Consider the following 17,054-nt stretch of genomic DNA (forward strand, 5'->3'; position numbering starts at 1 on the left):
CCCTCGTACTGGACGTACTTGGGTCTGCGCCCGGTGCGGCGAGAGTGCGTGCCAGGCGTCGCGGGGCAGGAGGGACTTTGCGGACACGGCCTAGGGCTCGACCTCGGCCTTAGGGCGTGCCTCGCAGTGGTCGACCTTCAGCAGGAGGCGGTCGCCGACCGGCACCCGGGTGGTCGCCCTGCCGTTCGCGGGCACCGTGACCGTGTAGGACGAGTTGGAGAGGATCTGGGTGCCCTCGTCGTCGTAGAAGGTGACCCAGGCCTGGAAGCCGGCCTTGCGGTCGTTCGGGTTCGTGATCTCGACCGTGGCGTAGGGCCGCTTGGCGGTCGCGCAGCCGACCAGCCTGGCCGTCCCGTCCTTCAGCGGGGCGCTGCTGCCGCTGCCGGACGCCGTGGAGGTGGGGCGGTGGGTGCGCCGGTAGGAGCCGCCGCCCGTGCTGCCGGTGCTGCCGTAGTCGTCGTCGTCCGAGCCGTACGAGGAGCCGCCCGAGGAGCCACCGGAGGAGCCGTACGACCCGCCGGACGAGGAGCCGTACGACCCGCCGCCCGAGGTGGACGACGAACCGTCGTGGTCCTGGTGGGAGCTGCTGCACCCGCCCCCGCCGCCTGAGCTGCCCCGGCTGCCGTGGTGCCGGCCGGACGAGAAGCCGGTCAGGCTGAGCACCACCAGGGTCAGTACGGCCGTGAACTTGAGCGCGCGCGTCCGTGTAGGCATGTGCATGCCAGCACCCTAGCGGCCGGGCGCATCGCATGGCGGCCGCCGTGCACCAGGGGTAGCGTCAGCCCTGGACGGCCGCCGTCTGGAACCCTTCCGTGCAGACCCGGTACGACGGCCGTCGCGCGACTCACGCGGTCCGCGCGGTCCCCGTGCCCTTCTCCGCGTCCAGCGCGTACACGCACCGGTCCTTGCTGCACGCGTACACCACGCCGTCCTTGACCACCGGGGAGCCGGTGATCTCGCCGCCGGTGGCGAGCTTCCAGCGCAGCCGGCCGTCGTCGGCCTTCAGCGTGTAGAGGAGGTGGTCGGTGGAGCCGAAGTGGATACGGCCCTCCGCCACCGCGGGCGCGCCCACGACGTCGCCGCCCGCCTGGAACCGCCACTTGGGGGTGCCGGTGACCGCGTCCAGGGTGTAGAGACCCTTGCCGCTGCCGACGTGCACGTGCCCGGCGGCCACCAGGACCGGCTCGATGGAGGCACGGGCCTCGGTGGCGATGCGCCAGCGGTCGCGGCCGTCGGCGGCGTCGAGGGCGTAGACCGTGCCGAGGTAGTCGGCGAGGTAGACACCGCCGCCGGTGACGGCCGGGCCGGGGGTGAAGGCGGGCGGGCTCAGGAAGACCGCCGGGGCCTCGAAGTGCCAGCGGACCCTGCCGCTGACCGCCTCGACGGCGAGCACGCGGGTGCCGGCGGAGATGTAGACGTGCCCGTCGGGCGCCGGGGTGAGGCGCACCGGGACACCGCCGCAGGAGGCCGCGTCGCCGATGGGGTACGACCAGCGTTCCTCGCCGGTGCGGGCCTCCAGGGCGCGCAGCCGGGCGTCCTGCCAGACGTACACCGTGCCGTCGTGCACGACCGGGCCGGCCTCCGGGGACTCGAAGTCGGTCTGGCAGCCGGTGATCTCCCACAGCTTCTGCCCGCCCAGGGCCTCCCAGGCCTGGACGCCGCCGCCGCGGGTGCCGGTGACGACCGTGCCGCGGTCGGCCTGGAGGGAGTACACCCAGGCGTCCGTGGACAGCCGCCACAGGTCGGTGCCCTCGCGGGCGTCCAGGGCGAACAGGGTGGGGCCGTCGGAGGCGTGGATACGGCCGTCCGCCACCGCCATGGACCAGGCGACGTCCCGGGTCTTGAAGCGGCGGCGGCCGGTGCCCACGTCCAGGGCGTGCACCTCGAAGGAGGTGACGTAGACCAGGTCGCCGTCGACGGACGGGGTGCCCCACACGTCGTTGGACATGCGGAACCGCCAGGGGCGCCAGCCGCTCGCCGTCTCCGGGGGCGCCGGCGGTACGGGCGGTACGGCGGGGTCGGCGCCGGCCACTCCGGGGCGCGGCCGGGACCAGCCGGCCACCAGGCCGGCCTCGGGCGGGGGCGCCTTGACGGCGGCGGCGCGGGCGTCGGCGACCCGGGGGCCGGGGCCGATGGGCACCTGGGCGCCGGCCAGCCGGACCGGGCCGGTGTCGGGGGCGCCGACCGGGACGGGCACGGGCGTGGGGGCCGGGACCGGGGGGTCGTACGGCGGCGGCGGGGGCACGGCGGCCTGCCGGTCGCCGCTGCGCGGGCCGCCGGCCGGGGCCGGGGAGGGCTTGGCGGCGGGACGGCCGCCGCGGCGGGACTCGATGAGGGCGACGGCCTTCTCGGGCAGCCAGGCGGAGGCGGTGCCGCTGTCGTCGGAGCCGGAGCCGAACAGGTGCGGGGCGAGCTGGGCCTGGAGGTCGGCCGGGGTGGGGCGGGCGGTGGCCTCCATCTGCATGCAGAGCTCGATGAGCGGGCGCAGCTCGTCGGGCAGGCCGGTGAGGTCCGGGCCCTCCCGGAGCAGCATGAAGACGGTCTCGACCGGGTTGGCGCCGTGGAACGGCGGGTGGCCGGTGGCCGCGAAGACCAGCATGGAGCCGAGGGAGAAGACGTCGCTGGCGCCGGTGACGCTGCGGGAGTCCTTGGCCTGCTCGGGGGACATGTAGGCGGGGGTGCCGACGGCGACGTTCGTCATCGTCAGACGGGTGTTCGAGACACCGGAGGCGATGCCGAAGTCGATCACCCGGGGGCCGTCCTCGACCACGAGCACGTTGGAGGGCTTGAGGTCGCGGTGGACCAGCCCGGCGCCGTGGATGGACTGGAGGGCCTCCGCGACGCCCGCCGCGAGCCAGCGCACGGCCTGGGCCGGGAGCGGCCCGCACTCGTTCACTATCTCTTCCAGCGAGGGCGCGGGAACGTAGGCGGTGGCCAGCCAGGGCACGGCGGCGCGCGGGTCGGCGTCGACCACGGCCGCGGTGTAGAAGCCGGAGACCGCGCGGGCAGCCTCCACCTCGCGCGTGAAGCGGACGCGGAAGAGCTGGTCCTCGGCCAGCTCGGTGCGCACTGTCTTGATCGCCACGCGCCGGCCGGACGCCGAGCGCGCGAGATAGACCAGCCCCATGCCGCCGGCCCCCAGCCGGCCCAGCACCTCGAACGGCCCGATCCGCCGCGGATCGTGCTGCGTCAGCTGATCCACCACTTGCCTGCCACCTCCCCGTACGAGCCGCGCCACTCTCCATATGTACGCGACCGGAGTGCAGCGTCTCACCACCGCACCGCCGTGGCGGTACGCACCCCGATTCTTCCTGGCCGGGCGGCTGGTTGCGAACCCGGTGACAATCGGGGTGTCTCATGCTGTATCGACCCAAAGCGGACCGGTCAGCGCTGCAGCAGTGCGAACGATGCCCCCTGATTGTCGGTGACGACGGCCACTCGTCCGTACGACGTCTCGAAGGGTGGCGCCTGGACGCGCCCGTCGAGCCGCTGTACGGCCCCCAGCGCCTCCGTCAGGTCCGTGACCCGGAAGTGGACGAGGAAGTGCGGGGGCATCTCGGCCGGGAAGACGTCGGTGACGTCCGCGCGTCCGAAGTCGGGTTCGGCGCCGGTGCCGAACAGGGCGTCGCGGAAGAGGCCGCCGTAGAAGGTGTTCGCGGCGGCGGTGTCCCGGGTGTACAGCTCGGCCCAGACGAAGGTGCCCGGCTCGCGCCGCCGCCCGAAGCCGGTGTGGGTGCCGGGCTGCCACAGGCCGAAGACCGCGCCCTCGGGGTCGGCGGCGAGGGCCGCCGTGCCGAGTCCGCCGACCGGGAACGGGGCCATGACCATCTGCCCGCCGGCCGCCGTGATCCGCCGGCCGAGGGCCTCGGCGTCGGAGGTCGCGAAGGACACCGTCCAGACGGTGGGCATACGGCCGTCCGTCTTGGGTGCCAGCGAGGCGACGAGGTCGCCGTCCAGCCGGGCCCACACCGAGGAGCCGTACGCCGCCTCGAAGGTCCACCCGAAGAGTTCACCGTAGAACCGCTTGCCCGCCTCGACGTCGGGCAGCTGGGCGTCCACCCAGCAGGGGACGCCCTCCTTGTATGTCTCTTCGTTCGCGGATGCCCTGTTTTCGGCCATGCCGTCAAAGTAACCGGGCCGCGCGCACCCCGCAGACCAGGCACACCATCCCCGAGAGCCCCGTGCACCCCATTTGCAGTCGGCCGAATCGCGCTCCGATCACCCCTCGGTAAGCTGACGACATGACAGGACAAGTGCGTACCGTCGACGGCCGCGTGGCCGGCCGGCGTGGGCAGGCGACCCGGCAGAAGCTGCTCGACTGCCTCAGCGAGATGCTCAGCTCCTCCCCCTACCGGGACGTCAAGGTCATCGATGTCGCCCGGAAGGCGGGCACTTCGCCCGCGACCTTCTACCAGTACTTCCCCGACGTCGAGGGCGCCGTCCTGGAGATCGCCGAGCGGATGGCGGCCGAGGGTGCCGGGTTGACCGAACTGGTCCAGGGACGCAGCTGGGCCGGCAAGTCCGGCTGGGCCACCGCGCAGGAACTCGTGGACGGTTTCCTGGAGTTCTGGCGCAAGAACGATGCGATCCTGCGGGTGGTGGACCTCGGCGCGGCCGAGGGGGACAAACGGTTCTACAAGATCCGCATGAAGATCCTGAACTCGGTCAACAACTCCCTCGCGGACTCCATCACGGAACTCCAGTCCAAGGGCCGGGTCGACAAGGACGTGAACCCGGCCGCGGTGGCCGGTTCGCTGGTCGCGATGCTCGCGGCGGTGGCGGCCCACCAGAAGGGCTTCACCTCCTGGGGTGTGAAGCAGGCCGAACTCAAGCCGAACCTGGCGCTGTTGGTACACCTCGGCGTGACCGGGAAGAAGCCGAGCAAGTAGCCTCCGCCTTTTGTCCTTGCACCGAAGTCCTGTCTGGCAGGCGGCGGTTCACCGAGGTGAGCTACCGCCTGCCGTGCTACGCGGGCAGCGGGCGGTCCCGCACCACGTGCTTCATCACCAGGGTCGACGTCAGCCGCTGCACCCCCGGCAGGGTCGCCAGCCGCTCGTCGTAGAGCCGCTGGAAGGCGGCCAGGTCCGCGGTGGCCACCCGGAGCAGGTAGTCCGGCTCGCCGAACAGCCGCTGGGCGTCCAGCACATGCTCCAACTCGCCGACCGCCCGCTCGAACTCCGCGACCGTGTCCCGGTCCTCCTGGCGCATGGACACGAAGACCAGCGCCTCGAAGTTCAGGCCGAGCGCGGCCGGGTCCACCACCGCGCGGTAGCCCTGGACGGCGCCGGAGCGCTCCAGCTCGCGCAGCCGCCGGTGGCAGGGCGAGACGCTCAGCCGCACCCGGGCGGCCAGCTCGGTCACGGTCAGCCGCCCGTCCTGCTGGAGCTCGGCAAGGATTTTCCGGTCCACGTCGTCCATGAAGAAGATATTTGCCCAGAATACGCGATCATGGGCAAACTTCGGGAACACTTTCGGGCCATTCACGCCTAATGTCCCCGGTATGGACTCGGGCCTGCTCTTCTCCTTCCTCGTCGTGGACCTGCTGCTGGTGTGCGTACCGGGCGCCGACTGGGCGTACGTCATCACCACCGCCCTGCGCGGCGGCTCGGTGGCGCGCGCGGTGGCGGGCCTGGTCGGCGGTTACGCCCTGCACACGGTGCTGGCGACGGCGGGGCTCGCGGTGCTGGTGGCGGGCTCGCCCCGGCTGCTGACGGCGCTGACGGTGGCGGGCGCGGGCTATCTGCTGTGGCTGGGCTGGGGCGTGCTGCGCCGCCCGGCCGTCCCGGACGCGGACAGCGCGACGGTGCCCGACGGCCGGCTCTTCCTGCGCGGCGCCACGATCAGCGGCCTGAACCCCAAGGGCCTGCTGCTCTACCTCTCGGTGCTCCCCCAGTTCCTCACCCTCACCGGCGCGCACCTTCCCGTGCCCGCCCAGACGGGGGCCCTCGGCCTGCTCCACATGGCGTGCTGCGCGGCCGTCTACCTCACCGTCGGCGCCCTCGCCCGCGTCCTCCTCACCGCCCGCCCGGCGGCCGCCCACGCGGTGACCCGCACCTCGGGCGCGGCGATGCTCGGGATCGGCGCGCTCCTGCTGGCGGAACGGCTGACGACACTCTGAGACGGCCGCGCGAGAACGCCAATCCCCCTTCCGCAGCAACCAGTTGATCCGGACCGACGCCCCGCCCGGCTCCGTAGACTGGCGGGCATGGCATGCCGCATCAGTGAGCTGGTCCTCGACTGCGCCGACCCCGAACGGCTCGCCGCGTTCTGGAGCGAGGTCCTCGGCTACGTCGAACTCGAACGGGAACCGGACGGCAGCATCGCGATCGGGCCGCCCGACACCGGCTTCGGCGGCCCGCAGCCCGTCCTCGTCCTCAGCCCCAGCAGCGACCCGCGGGCCGGGAAGCTCCCCCTGCACATCGACGTCAACGCCACCGACCGGGAGCAGGACGCCGAGCTGGAGCGGCTGCTCGCCCTCGGCGCCAGGCCCGCCGACGTCGGCCAGACCGGCACGGAGAGCTGGCACGTCCTCGCCGACCCCGAGGGCAACGAGTTCTGCCTGCTGTGCAGCCGGCTGAAGCCCCTCTGAGCCCGGGCCCGCCGCCTAGGCACCCTCGGGGGCCCGGGTCAGCCGGAAGATCCTGAGCTCCCGTTCCACCCGCCCCTGGTACACGGCGTACGGCGGCCAGAACGCCAGCAGCGCCTGCCAGACGGCAGCCCGTTCCGCGCCGGTGAGGAGGAGGGCGGTGACGGGGACGTCCTCTCCCTGCCGGCTGATGGAGGCGTCCGGGTGGGCGAGGAGGTTGTGGGTCCAGGCGGGATGGCCCGGGCGCCCGAAGTTGGAGCCGACCAGGATCCAGCCGCTGCCGTCCGGCTCCGGCATGCAGGCCAGCGGGGTCCGGCGGGGCCGGCCGCTGCGGGCGCCGGTGGAGGTGAGGACCACGCCGGGCAGCAGCCGGGCGCTCGGCAGCACCCTGCCCCGGGTGAGCCGGTGCACGGCCCGGTCGAGGGCCGGGATCACGTGCGGGGCGACCTTGGCGAACGCCCGGGTCGAGGACACCGTCTGCACGAGACGCAGCAGCCCGGCGCCGCCCCTCCCGCGCACCGCTCCGGCCGTGCCCATCAGACGGCCACCTCCCCGCCCGGGGTGAAGATCCCGGCCGTCTCGGCGGCCCGGTCGCGCAGCCGGTGCACCGGGCCGAACAGCAGCGCGTCGCCGGCCGCCCGCTTGAAGTACAGGTGGGCGTCGTGCTCCCAGGTGAAGCCGATCCCGCCGTGCAGCTGGATGCCCTCGGCGGCGGCGCACAGCAGCGCCTCCAGCGCCTGCGCGAGCGCCAGGGCGCCGGCTCCTTCGCCGCGCCCGGCCGCCCAGGCGGCGTAGTAGGCGGCCGACCGCGCCGCCTGCACCGCCACGTGCACGTCCGCCAGCCGGTGCTTGACGGCCTGGAAGGAGCCGATGGGCCGGCCGAACTGCATCCGCTGCCCGGCGTACTCCACGGTCCGCTCCAGCACCCGGGCGGCCGCGCCCACGGCCTCGGCGGCGAGTACGGCGGCGACGGTGTCCCCGGTCGCGGCGAGGGCGGGCAGCACGTCCGTGTCCGGCGACCCCAGCACCTCGGCGGGCACGTCCCGCAGTTGCAGGCGCCCCTGCGGCCGGGTGGCGTCCAGCGCGGACTGCCGGGCGCGTACCAACCCCGGCTCGTCCCCCGCCACGAGGAACAGCAGGGTCCGCGACCGGGCGAAGCCCCCGGTGTGCGCGGCGACGACCAGCAGCCCCGCGCTGTGCCCGTCCAGCACCTGCGCGACCTCGCCGTACAGCCGCCAGCCGCCCTCCGCGCGCCGGGCCTGTACCCCGCCGGCCCGCCCGCCGCCGGCGCTGTACCCGGCGTTCGCGCCGGTCAGGGCGAGGGCGGTGGAGAGCGCGGGTCCGGCGACGGCGAGGGCGGCGGTGAGCGATCCGGCGGCGATGCGCGGCAGCAGCCCGGCGCGCTGGGCCTCGGTGCCGAGGGCGAGGACCAGCGGGGCGGTGAGCGCGGAGGTGGCGAGCAGCGGGGAGGGGGCCAGGGCGCGTCCGGTCTCCTCGCAGGCGAGGGCCAGCTCGGTGGCCGAGCAGCCGGCACCGCCGTACCGCTCGGGCAGGGCGAGGCCGGGCAGGCCGAGCCGGCCGGCGAGGGCCGACCACAGCAGGGGGTCGTGTCCGGCGGGGGTGTCGACGGCGGCCCGCAGCTCCGCCGGGCCGCAGCGTTTGCGCAGCACCTCGCGCAGGGTCCGGCGGATCTCGTCCTGCTCGGCGGTGAGGCGCGTGTCCATGGCCTTCCTCCATATCTGACGGAGCGTCATATTAGGGAGGCCGGAACCAGATGCCCAGAGGGAGGAGCCCTCTCATGAAGCGCGGGACCAGGAAGACCGCCGTGGTCGGCGTGGCGCTGTCCGACTGCGGGCGGGTGGCCGACGCGACGGCGTACGCCCTGCACGCCCAGGCCGCCCGCGGGGCGCTCGCCGACGCGGGTCTGGACCACGCGGTGGTCGACGGCTTCGCCTCGGCGGGCCTCGGCACGCTGGCCCCGGCGGAGGTCGCCGAGTACCTGGGCCTGCGCCCCACCTGGGTGGACTCCACCTCGGTCGGCGGCGCGACCTGGGAGGTCATGGCGGCGCACGCGGCGGACGCGATCGCCGCGGGCCACGCGAACGCCGTGCTGCTGGTGTACGGCTCCACGGCCCGGGCGGACATCAGGGCGGGCCGCCGCACGGGCACCCTGTCCTTCGGCGCCCGCGGCCCCCTCCAGTTCGAGGCGCCGTACGGCCACACGCTGATCGCGAAGTACGCGATGGCGGCCCGCCGGCACATGATCGAGTACGGCACGACGATCGAGCAGCTGGCGCAGGTGGCGGTCCAGGCCCGGGCGAACGCGGTCCTGAACCCGGAGGCGATGTTCCGGGACCCGGTCACCGTCGACGACGTGCTGTCCGGACCGCTGATCGCGGACCCCTTCACCCGGCTGCACTGCTGTCTGCGCTCGGACGGCGGCGCGGCGGTCCTGCTGGCGGCCGAGGAGTACGTACGGGACTGCCGTACGGCCCCCGTCTGGATCCTGGGCACCGGCGAGCACGTCTCCCACGCCGCGATGTCCGAGTGGCCGGACTTCACGGTCTCCCCGGCGGCGGTGAGCGGCCGGCTGGCCTTCGCCCGGGCGGGGGTGGGCCCGGCGGACGTCGACTTCGCGGAGATCTACGACGCCTTCACCTACATGACCCTGGTGACCCTGGAGGACCTGGGCTTCTGCGCCAAGGGCGAGGGCGGGGCCTTCGTGGAGAAGGGCCGGCTGCTGGTGCGGGGCGGGGAGCTGCCGGTGAACACGGACGGGGGCGGGCTGTCGGCGCAGCACCCGGGGATGCGCGGGCTGTTCCTGCTGGTGGAGGCGGTCCGGCAGCTGCGCGGGGAGGCCGGGGACCGCCAGGTCCGGCGCCGGGACGGCGCGTTGCCCCGGCTGGGGGTGGCGTCCGGGACCGGGGGGTGGTTCTGCTCCTCGGGGACGGTGGTGTTGGGGAAGGACTGAGCCGGGGGCCAGCGGTGATACTCGCCCCATGGAACAGCACGATCTTCACGAACTGCTCCGCTCGCTGCGGGTCTGGGACCCGGAGACGACCCGGCTGCCGCCCTTCGACCCCGATACGGCCCCTCCCACCCCGCTGGCCCTGTTCACGAGCTGGTTCGCGGAGGCGGTGGCCGCGGGGCAGCCGGAGCCGCACACCATGTCGCTGGCGACCGCGGACGAGGAGGGCAGGCCGGACGTCCGGATCGTGATGCTGCACGGCGCCGACCCGGACGGCTGGTCCTTCGCCACGCACGCCACGAGCCGCAAGGGCCGCGCGCTGGACGCCCGGCCGTACGCGGCCCTCGCCTTCTACTGGCCGGTGCTGGGCCGCCAGGTGCGGGTCCGGGGGCCGGTCACCTCGGCGCCGGCCGAGGAGAGCCAGGCCGACCTGCACGCGCGGTCCACGGGCGCGCTGGCCGCCGCGCTGACCGGCCGGCAGAGCGAGGAGCTGTCCTCGGTGGCGGAGCTGCGGCGGGCCTCGGAGGCGGCCTGGGAGCGGGCCCGGGCCCATCCCGAGGAGCCGTCGCCGACCTGGACGCTGTACCGGCTGCGCCCGGAGACCGTGGAGTTCTTCCAGGGGGACCCGCAGCGGCGGCACGTACGCCTGGAGTACCGCAGCACCGGGTTCGGCTGGAGCAGGACGCTGCTCTGGCCGTAGAAAGGTTTCTCCCCGCGCGGGTGTCCGCCCGCGCGGGTTCCCGCCCGCGCAGGGTCGCCCCTCCGCCGGTCACACTTCTCCCGCGCCGTACGTCAGGGCGGTGACAACACATCACGAGCCCCGAGGAGACGGCGATGGAGAAGCGTTCGATCACGGCCGAGGTCCCGACGGCACCCCGGATGCCCGAGGACCCCGCCCGGCTCGTGCCCGAGCTGGCCGAGGTGTCGGCGGCCCTGTTCCGGCTCACCGGCAACGGTTCGGTGCCGCGCACCACGATCAGCCTGGTCCAGTTGCGGGCCGGGCAGATCGTCGGCAGCACCTACCTGACCGTCCTGCACACCGGCTTCCTGCGCAAGGCCGGGGAGTCGCAGGAGCGGATCACGTCGGTGGCGTCCTGGTGGGACTCGCCGTACTTCACGGCCGCCGAGCGGGCCGCGCTGGCCCTGGTGGAGGCCGTGCTCCAGCCGTCCGCGGGCGGCGAGCGGGTCTCCGACGAGCTGTACGCGCGGGCGGCCGAGCACTACCCGGGCAAGGCGCTGGCCACGCTGATGCTCGCGATCGGCCAGGTCAACTTCTTCGTCCCGGTCGCGCTCATCGCCAAGCCGGTGCCGGGCCGGTCGTTCAGCGAGCCGTGGAACTGAGGGGGCCCGGGCCCGGCTCACCGCCCACCGGGCCCGGCCGGAACACCGGGATCCCGTCCCGGAACGCCACCACAAGCGGCATCCCGGCCCGCACGGTGTCCGCCGGGCAGTCCACCAGTTCCGTCATCATCCGGGGGCCCTCGGCCAGGTCGACCACCGCGGCCAGGTAGGGGACGCGGCCGGTGAACGGGGGGAGGTCGTTGTGGTGGACCGCGGACCACGTGTAGAGCGCGGCCCGGCCGCTCGCCTCCTCCCAGGCCACCTCCTCGCTCCAGCAGTGCGGGCAGAACTCCCGGGGGTAGTGGTGGGCCCGGCCGCAGGCCCCGCAGCGGCGGACCAGCAGCCGGCCGCGGGCCGCCGCCTCCCAGTAGGGGCGGGTGAGGGCGTCGGTCTCGGGGACGTCGTGGCGCGGGCCGTCCATCAGAACCACCCCAGCGCCGCGTCCAGCGACCAGGTCTGCCAGGACATGCCGAAGAAGCCGGTCAGGGAGATCAGGGCCATCATCGAGTTCTGGCCCTGCTCCGCCCAGTCGTGGATCATGAGGACGAAGTAGACCGCGTTGAGGAGCAGGCCGCCGATCAGCGCGACCGGGGTCAGGAAGCCGGCGATCAGGCCGAGGCCCAGGGACAGTTCGGCGTAGGCGACCACGTACGCCATCAGCCTCGGACGGGGTGCGACCACCGCGCCGAAGCCCGCCCGGACCGGGGCCCAGCGGTGTTCCGCCGCCACGTCCGCCGCCCAGGCGATGCCGCTGCCCCGCTCGAACCATGCCTTCTTGTCCTTGTGCCGCCAGCTCTCCAGCCACCACAGGCCCAGACCGATCCGCAGCACCGCCAGCCATTGCGCGCCGTCGAGCCATATCGAGTCCATGGATCTGACGGTACGTCAGATGGCGGCGGATGCCCACCTGTGCGTCCACCCCGACGTCACCGGCTACCGGGGCGGTGAGCGGTAAGGGGCGCGTTCCTCACGGCCGGGACACCCTTTCCGTGCACCCGTGATCAATCCGCAACCAATTCCGGTCTTGACCGAGACCCATCAACCGGGTGTGTGATTACGCTCCCGCTCATGGCCGTCTCCCGTCCCTCGCCCGCCCACCTCTCGCCGACCCCCGCCGACCGCCCGGTCTACGTCATCGGCGCCGGCCCGGGCGGTCTCGCCACCGCGTACGCGCTGCGGGCGCGGGGCGTCCGGGCCGTGGTCCTGGAGAAGTCCGACCAGGTCGGCGCCTCCTGGCGGCGGCACTACGACCGGCTGCACCTGCACACCACCCGACGGCTGTCCGCGCTGCCCGGCCTCGGCATACCCCGGAGGTTCGGCCGCTGGGTGTCCCGGGACGACCTGGTGCGCTACCTGGAGAAGTACGCCGAGCACCACGAGCTGGAGATCGTCACCGGTGTGGAGGTCCACCGCGTCGAGCGGACCGGGGACGGCACCGGCTGGCTGCTGCACGCCTCCGGCGGCCGGGAGCTGACCGGCAGCGCGGTGGTCGTCGCCACCGGCTTCAACCACACCCCCCGGCTGCCCGACTGGCCGGGGCGGGAGGGGTACGACGGCGAGCTGCTGCACGCCGGCGGCTACCGCAACGCCGAGCCGTACCGGGGCCGTGACGTGCTCGTCATCGGGATCGGCAACACGGGCGCGGAGATCGCCGTGGACCTGGTGGAGGGTGGGGCCGCGCGGGTCCGGCTGGCGGTGCGCACCCCGCCGCACATCCTGCGCCGCTCGACCCTCGGCTGGGCCGCCCAGTACACGGGCGTGCTGGTCCGGCGGCTGCCGGTGCGGCTCGTGGACCGGCTCGCCGGGCCGGTGGGGCGGCTCAGCACCCCGGACCTGTCCGCGCACGGGCTGCCGCGTCCGGACACCGGCCTGTACAGCAGGGTGCGGCAGGGTGCGATCCCGGTCCAGGACGTCGGCCTCGTCGACGCCGTGCGCGCGGGGAAGGTCGAGATCGTGGCCGCCGTGGAGGCGTTCGAGGACGGCAAGGTGGTCCTCGCCGACGGCGGCCGGATCGCGCCCGACGCGGTGATCGCGGCGACCGGGTACGTGCGGGCGCTGGAGGGGCTCGTCGGGCATCTCGGGGTGCTGGACGAGCGCGGCCGGCCGGTGGTGCACGGCGCCCGCACGCCCGCGCAGGCGCCCGGCCTGTACTTCACCGGGTTCACCAATCCCATCAGCGGGATGCTGCGGGAGCTGGCGATCGACGCGGCGAAGATCGCGCGGGCCGTCGCCAGGGCGCTATCCGCCCATCGGTAACTTTGCCGTTCCGACTTGTTCCTGACGGTTCGTCAGTTCAGTAACCTGACAAAGCGTCAGCTACAGCTGACCGTCATGGCTGTCTCACAGGAGGCGGGCGGAACGATGCTCGGATCGACCCACGGCACCCTCACCACCGACTCCCGCCGGGCCCGGGTCATCGCCTGCGGCGACCAGCGGCCCGGCCCCGCCGTCCACGACCGGGTGGCGGACCTCGACGTCAGCGGACGCCCGCTCCACGCGGACGTACCGGACCTGACCCGCTTCTTCCGGCCGGAGTCGGTCGCCGTGATCGGCGCGTCGGACGCCGAGGGCCGGCCGAACACCGGGATCACCCGGCAGCTGCTGGACTGGGCCGGGCGGGTCGGGGCGCGGGTGCACCCGGTGCACCCGACCCGGCCGTCGGTCTTCGGGCTGCCCTGCGCCTCCCGCGTCGCCGAGCTGCCCGAAGAGGTCGACCTGGCCGTGCTGCTGGTGGCCGACCCGCTCCCGCTGATCGAGGAACTGGGCGAGGCCAAGGTGAAGTTCGCGGTCGCCTTCGCCTCGGGGTTCGCGGAGACCGGGGAGGCGGGCGCCGCGGCGCAGGAGCGGCTGGCCGAGGCCGTACGGCGCTCGGGGCTGCGGCTGCTCGGGCCGAACACCAACCTCAACGCCTTCGAACGGTTCCGGAAGGACCTGTCCGGGCCGGCCGTCGCGCTGATCACCCAGTCCGGGCACCAGGGCCGGCCCGTCTTCGCCCTGCAGGAACTCGGCGTCCGGCTCTCGCACTGGGCGCCCACCGGCAACGAGGCCGACCTGGAGACCGCCGACTTCCTCTCCTGGTTCGCCGAACAGCCCGAGGTCGGCGCGATCGCCTGCTACGTGGAGGGGCTCAAGGACGGCCGGGCCTTCCTGCTGGCCGCCGACCGGGCCGCCCGCCGCGGGGTGCCGGTGGTCGCCGTGAAGGTGGGCCGCACCGAGACCGGCGCCCGGACGGCCGCCTCGCACACCGGCAAGCTCACCGGCGCCGACGACGTGGTGGACGCGGCCCTGCGGCAGTACGGGGTGATCCGCGTCGACGCCCTGGACGAACTCCAGGACACCGCGGCCCTGCTGGCGCGGGCGAGGCCGCCCCTGGCGGACGGGGTGGCCGTCTACTCCATCTCGGGCGGCACCGGCGCGCACGTCGCCGACCTGGCCGCCGGGGCGGGGCTGCGACTGCCGCGGCTGTCCCCCGGGAAACAGGCCGAGCTGCACCAGTGGATACCGGAGTACCTGCACGTGGCCAACCCGGTGGACAACGGCGGCCATCCGGTCGGCGACCGGCGCGGCCGGAAGATCATCGACGCGATCCTGGCCGATCCCGCGGTCGGCGTCCTGATCTGCCCGGTGACCGGCCCCTTCCCGCCGCTGAGCGACAAGCTCGTGCGCGACCTGGTGGACGCCGCCGAGGAGACGGACAAGCTGGTGTGCGTGGTGTGGGGATCGCCGGTGGGCACCGAGGCGGCGTACCGGGAGGTGCTGCTCGGCTCGTCGCGCGTGGCCACCTTCCGCACGGTGGGCAACTGCCTCACCGCGGTCCGCGCCTGGCTGGACCACCACCGCTTCGTGAGCGGCTACCGCTCCCCCTTCGACGAGGCCCCGCGCACCCCGTCCCCCTCCTTCCGCAAGGCCGAGGCGCTGATGCAGCCCGGCGGCCGGCTGAGCGAGCACGCCGGCAAGCAGCTGCTGCGGGCGTACGGCATCCGGGTGCCCCGCGAGCAGCTGGTGACCAGCGCGGCGGCGGCCGTACGGGCGGCCGGGCAGGTGGGCTACCCGGTGGTGATGAAGGCGTCCGGCGCGCAGCTCGCCCACAAGACCGAACTGGGCCTGGTGAAGATCGGGCTGACCTCGGCGAGCCAGGTCCGCGACGCGTACCGCGAACTGACCGACATCGCCCGCTACGAGGGCGTCGGTCTGGACGGGGTCCTGGTGTGCCAGATGGTCGGGCAGGGCGTGGAGATGATGGTCGGCGTCACCCACGACGACCTCTTCGGGCCGACGGTGACGGTCGGGCTCGGCGGGATCCTGGTGGAGGTGCTGCACGACGCTGCGGTCCGCGTGCCGCCCTTCGGCGAGGACCAGGCCCGCGCCATGCTCGGCGAACTCCGCGGCCGGGCCCTGCTGTCCGGCGTCCGCGGCCGCCCGCCGGCCGACACGGAGGCGCTGGTGGAGGTGGTCCTGCGGGTCCAGCGCATGGCGCTGGAACTCGGTGACTCGATCGCGGAGCTGGACATCAACCCGCTGCTGGTGCTGCCCCGGGGGCAGGGCGCGGTGGCGCTGGACGCGCTGGTGGTGTGCCGGTGAGCGAGGCCGTACGCCACGAGATCCGCGACCACGTCTCGTACCTCACCCTGGACCGGCCGGAGTCGCTGAACGCCCTCACCCCGGACATGCGCGACCGCCTCGCCGACCTGCTGGCGCAGGCCTCCGCGGCCCCGGACGTCCGGGCGGTGGTCCTCACGGGCACCGGCCGGGGCTTCTGCGCGGGAGCGGACCTGCGGGGCGCAGCCGGCTCGGGCGGCCGGGTGCCGGGCGATGTGGCGCGGGTGCTGCGGCTGGGCGCGCAGCGGCTGATCTGCGCCGTGCTGGACTGCGAGAAGCCGGTCCTGGCCGCGGTGAACGGCACGGCGGCCGGTCTCGGCGCGCACCTGGCCTTCGCCTGCGACCTGGTGCTGGCCGCCGAGTCGGCCCGTTTCGTCGAGGTGTTCGTCCGCCGCGGCCTGGTCCCGGACGCGGCCGGCGCCTACCTCCTGCCCCGGCTGATCGGCCCGCAACGGGCGAAGGAGCTGATGTTCCTCGGCGACGCGGTGCCGGCGCCGGAGGCGCACCGCCTGGGGCTGGTCAACCGGGTCGTCCCGGACCCCGGCCTGCCGGAGGCGGCCCGGGAGTGGGCGACGCGCTTGGCGGCCGGCCCGACGAGGGCCCTGGCCCTGGCCAAACACCTCGTGAACACCTCCCTGGACACCGACCGGGGCTCCGCCCTCGCGGCGGAGGCCTGGGCCCAGGAGATCAACATGACGACAGCGGACGCCGGGGAGGGCCTGCGGGCGTTCGCGGAGCGCCGGGACGCGCAGTTCCGGGGACGGTGACACCCGCAGGGCTTCCTATCTGACGTGCCGTCAGTTTCAATGGGCTCGTGATGGGACACGCAGGGGCGGCGGCCGCCGCCGTCCGGTATCTGGGGGCCGGGCCCGTCGAGGCGCTGCCGCGGCCGGAGTTGCGGTGCGTCCGGGAGGACGAGCCGCCGCCCGTGGGGCAGGCGGAGTTCCGGCGGGTGCTGGGGAGCTTCGCCACCGGGGTCACCGTGATCACCGCGCCCGGCACGGAGGGTGCGGTCGGCCCCGCCGGGTTCGCCTGCCAGTCCTTCTCCTCCCTCTCCCTCGAACCGCCCCTCGTGTGCTTCCTGGTGGGCCGCACCTCCACGACCTGGCCGCGCATCGCCCGTGCCGGCGTCTTCTGCGTCAACGTGCTGAGCGCCGGCCAGGACGAGCTGTGCCGGGCCTTCGCGGTGAGCGGCGCCGACAAGTTCGCGGGGGTGGCGTACGACCCCGCGCCCGTCTCCGGGTCGCCGCGGCTCGCCGGTGCCGCCGCCTGGGTCGACTGCGCCGTCCACGCCGTGCACACCGGCGGCGACCACCTCATCGTCGTGGGACGGGTGGCCGCCCTCGGTGCGGACACCGCGGCGGAGCCGCTGCTCTTCCACCGGGGGCGGTTCGCGCGGCTCCGGGACCACTGAGACCGTCAGCGCCGGGCCAGCCGCCACAGGGACGTGACCTCGGCGGCGCGGGCCGGGTGCAGCGGGTCGGCCGGGTCGGCCGCCCGGGGGTGGCGGGGACGGGTGTCCGTGCGGGACGGCGCGGAAGGCCCGCCTCGTCGATCGCC

18 protein-coding genes are annotated in these 17,054 nt (G+C 74.3%); 10 read left to right on the top strand and 8 right to left on the bottom strand.

Going from position 1 to position 17,054, the window contains the following annotated elements; genetic code table 11:
- Window positions 1-90: 90 nt before the first annotated feature.
- The 3 genes from ABZ923_RS07550 to ABZ923_RS07560 all read right to left on the bottom strand — a co-directional run bounded on the left by ABZ923_RS07550 (window position 91) and on the right by ABZ923_RS07560 (window position 4,119).
- Complete coding sequence (locus tag ABZ923_RS07550) at window positions 91-720, bottom strand: hypothetical protein (RefSeq protein ID WP_361468010.1); 630 nt, start codon at window positions 718-720, stop codon at window positions 91-93.
- A gap of 124 nt (window positions 721-844) precedes the next feature.
- Window positions 845-3,205 (bottom strand): PQQ-binding-like beta-propeller repeat protein, encoded by a 2,361-nt coding sequence (locus tag ABZ923_RS07555; protein WP_361468013.1) that lies wholly within the window; start codon window positions 3,203-3,205, stop codon window positions 845-847.
- 179 nt (window positions 3,206-3,384) lie between these two features.
- Window positions 3,385-4,119, bottom strand: a complete 735-nt coding sequence (locus tag ABZ923_RS07560; protein ID WP_361468016.1) for a VOC family protein — start codon at window positions 4,117-4,119, stop codon at window positions 3,385-3,387.
- A 122-nt stretch (window positions 4,120-4,241) separates the two neighbouring features.
- On the opposite strand from ABZ923_RS07560, the gene ABZ923_RS07565 reads away from it, so the two are divergent.
- Window positions 4,242-4,889, top strand: coding sequence for a TetR family transcriptional regulator (locus ABZ923_RS07565; protein WP_361468018.1), 648 nt, complete (start codon window positions 4,242-4,244; stop codon window positions 4,887-4,889).
- Window positions 4,890-4,965: 76 nt separating this feature from the next.
- Here ABZ923_RS07565 and ABZ923_RS07570 read toward each other — a convergent pair whose 3' ends face one another.
- Window positions 4,966-5,418: an Lrp/AsnC family transcriptional regulator gene (locus ABZ923_RS07570; protein ID WP_030341781.1), complete on the bottom strand. Its 453-nt coding sequence runs from the start codon at window positions 5,416-5,418 to the stop codon at window positions 4,966-4,968.
- An 82-nt stretch (window positions 5,419-5,500) separates the two neighbouring features.
- Here ABZ923_RS07570 and ABZ923_RS07575 point away from each other — a divergent pair, with 82 nt between their 5' ends.
- Entirely contained in the window at window positions 5,501-6,118 is a 618-nt protein-coding gene (locus tag ABZ923_RS07575; protein ID WP_361468021.1) for a LysE family transporter, read from the top strand.
- An 87-nt stretch (window positions 6,119-6,205) separates the two neighbouring features.
- On the top strand, window positions 6,206-6,589 hold the full coding sequence (locus tag ABZ923_RS07580) for a VOC family protein (RefSeq protein ID WP_361468023.1): 384 nt from the start codon (window positions 6,206-6,208) through the stop codon (window positions 6,587-6,589).
- Between the two features lie 15 nt (window positions 6,590-6,604).
- On the opposite strand, the gene ABZ923_RS07585 is transcribed toward ABZ923_RS07580, so the two are convergent.
- Together ABZ923_RS07585 and ABZ923_RS07590 are read right to left on the bottom strand one after the other, a co-directional pair.
- Window positions 6,605-7,123 (bottom strand): nitroreductase/quinone reductase family protein, encoded by a 519-nt coding sequence (locus ABZ923_RS07585; RefSeq protein WP_361468026.1) that lies wholly within the window; start codon window positions 7,121-7,123, stop codon window positions 6,605-6,607.
- A complete protein-coding gene (locus ABZ923_RS07590) occupies window positions 7,123-8,310 on the bottom strand; it encodes an acyl-CoA dehydrogenase family protein (protein WP_361468028.1) in 1,188 nt (395 codons plus the stop codon). Before ABZ923_RS07590 ends, ABZ923_RS07585 begins: the two co-directional genes overlap by 1 nt.
- Before the next feature lie 74 nt (window positions 8,311-8,384).
- Here ABZ923_RS07590 and ABZ923_RS07595 point away from each other — a divergent pair, with 74 nt between their 5' ends.
- The 3 genes from ABZ923_RS07595 (at window position 8,385) to ABZ923_RS07605 (ending at window position 10,895) form a co-directional block, all read left to right on the top strand.
- On the top strand, window positions 8,385-9,557 hold the full coding sequence (locus tag ABZ923_RS07595; protein ID WP_361468031.1) for an acetyl-CoA acetyltransferase: 1,173 nt from the start codon (window positions 8,385-8,387) through the stop codon (window positions 9,555-9,557).
- A 28-nt stretch (window positions 9,558-9,585) separates the two neighbouring features.
- Entirely contained in the window at window positions 9,586-10,254 is a 669-nt protein-coding gene (locus ABZ923_RS07600) for a pyridoxal 5'-phosphate synthase (protein ID WP_361468034.1), read from the top strand.
- 134 nt (window positions 10,255-10,388) lie between these two features.
- Entirely contained in the window at window positions 10,389-10,895 is a 507-nt protein-coding gene (locus ABZ923_RS07605; protein WP_361468037.1) for a carboxymuconolactone decarboxylase family protein, read from the top strand.
- Here ABZ923_RS07605 and ABZ923_RS07610 read toward each other — a convergent pair.
- Both ABZ923_RS07610 and ABZ923_RS07615 read right to left on the bottom strand, forming a co-directional pair.
- A complete protein-coding gene (locus tag ABZ923_RS07610; protein ID WP_361468040.1) occupies window positions 10,876-11,316 on the bottom strand; it encodes a Zn-ribbon domain-containing OB-fold protein in 441 nt (146 codons plus the stop codon). The two genes, ABZ923_RS07605 and ABZ923_RS07610, sit on opposite strands and share 20 nt — an antisense overlap.
- On the bottom strand, window positions 11,316-11,765 hold the full coding sequence (locus ABZ923_RS07615; RefSeq protein WP_361468043.1) for a DoxX family protein: 450 nt from the start codon (window positions 11,763-11,765) through the stop codon (window positions 11,316-11,318). The genes ABZ923_RS07610 and ABZ923_RS07615 overlap by 1 nt, the downstream gene beginning before the upstream one ends.
- A 198-nt stretch (window positions 11,766-11,963) precedes the next feature.
- Here ABZ923_RS07615 and ABZ923_RS07620 point away from each other — a divergent pair, with 198 nt between their 5' ends.
- The 4 genes from ABZ923_RS07620 (at window position 11,964) to ABZ923_RS07635 (ending at window position 16,908) form a co-directional block, all read left to right on the top strand.
- Window positions 11,964-13,151 carry an NAD(P)/FAD-dependent oxidoreductase gene (locus ABZ923_RS07620; protein WP_361468045.1) on the top strand — a complete coding sequence of 396 codons (1,188 nt, stop codon included), beginning with the start codon at window positions 11,964-11,966 and terminating at the stop codon, window positions 13,149-13,151.
- A 105-nt stretch (window positions 13,152-13,256) separates the two neighbouring features.
- Window positions 13,257-15,476: an acetate--CoA ligase family protein gene (locus ABZ923_RS07625; RefSeq protein ID WP_361468275.1), complete on the top strand. Its 2,220-nt coding sequence runs from the start codon at window positions 13,257-13,259 to the stop codon at window positions 15,474-15,476.
- Window positions 15,467-16,261, top strand: coding sequence for an enoyl-CoA hydratase-related protein (locus ABZ923_RS07630; RefSeq protein ID WP_361468047.1), 795 nt, complete (start codon window positions 15,467-15,469; stop codon window positions 16,259-16,261). The genes ABZ923_RS07625 and ABZ923_RS07630 overlap by 10 nt, the downstream gene beginning before the upstream one ends.
- 50 nt (window positions 16,262-16,311) lie before the next feature.
- Window positions 16,312-16,908, top strand: coding sequence for a flavin reductase family protein (locus ABZ923_RS07635; protein WP_361468278.1), 597 nt, complete (start codon window positions 16,312-16,314; stop codon window positions 16,906-16,908).
- Window positions 16,909-17,054 lie beyond the last annotated feature (146 nt).

This window comes from Streptomyces sp. NPDC046881 (assembly GCF_040645015.1).
GTDB lineage: Bacteria > Actinomycetota > Actinomycetes > Streptomycetales > Streptomycetaceae > Streptomyces.

Coding starts and splice junctions, on each gene's coding strand:
- ABZ923_RS07580 (WP_361468023.1), top strand. CDS start 6,206: ATGGCATGCCGCATCAGTGAGCTGGTCCTCGACTGCGCCGACCCCGAA.
- ABZ923_RS07550 (WP_361468010.1), bottom strand. CDS start 720: ATGCACATGCCTACACGGACGCGCGCGCTCAAGTTCACGGCCGTACTG.
- ABZ923_RS07570 (WP_030341781.1), bottom strand. CDS start 5,418: ATGGACGACGTGGACCGGAAAATCCTTGCCGAGCTCCAGCAGGACGGG.
- ABZ923_RS07635 (WP_361468278.1), top strand. CDS start 16,312: ATGGGACACGCAGGGGCGGCGGCCGCCGCCGTCCGGTATCTGGGGGCC.
- ABZ923_RS07610 (WP_361468040.1), bottom strand. CDS start 11,316: ATGGACGGCCCGCGCCACGACGTCCCCGAGACCGACGCCCTCACCCGC.
- ABZ923_RS07615 (WP_361468043.1), bottom strand. CDS start 11,765: ATGGACTCGATATGGCTCGACGGCGCGCAATGGCTGGCGGTGCTGCGG.
- ABZ923_RS07575 (WP_361468021.1), top strand. CDS start 5,501: ATGGACTCGGGCCTGCTCTTCTCCTTCCTCGTCGTGGACCTGCTGCTG.
- ABZ923_RS07585 (WP_361468026.1), bottom strand. CDS start 7,123: ATGGGCACGGCCGGAGCGGTGCGCGGGAGGGGCGGCGCCGGGCTGCTG.
- ABZ923_RS07600 (WP_361468034.1), top strand. CDS start 9,586: ATGGAACAGCACGATCTTCACGAACTGCTCCGCTCGCTGCGGGTCTGG.
- ABZ923_RS07620 (WP_361468045.1), top strand. CDS start 11,964: ATGGCCGTCTCCCGTCCCTCGCCCGCCCACCTCTCGCCGACCCCCGCC.
- ABZ923_RS07625 (WP_361468275.1), top strand. CDS start 13,257: ATGCTCGGATCGACCCACGGCACCCTCACCACCGACTCCCGCCGGGCC.
- ABZ923_RS07560 (WP_361468016.1), bottom strand. CDS start 4,119: ATGGCCGAAAACAGGGCATCCGCGAACGAAGAGACATACAAGGAGGGC.
- ABZ923_RS07605 (WP_361468037.1), top strand. CDS start 10,389: ATGGAGAAGCGTTCGATCACGGCCGAGGTCCCGACGGCACCCCGGATG.
- ABZ923_RS07590 (WP_361468028.1), bottom strand. CDS start 8,310: ATGGACACGCGCCTCACCGCCGAGCAGGACGAGATCCGCCGGACCCTG.
- ABZ923_RS07595 (WP_361468031.1), top strand. CDS start 8,385: ATGAAGCGCGGGACCAGGAAGACCGCCGTGGTCGGCGTGGCGCTGTCC.
- ABZ923_RS07565 (WP_361468018.1), top strand. CDS start 4,242: ATGACAGGACAAGTGCGTACCGTCGACGGCCGCGTGGCCGGCCGGCGT.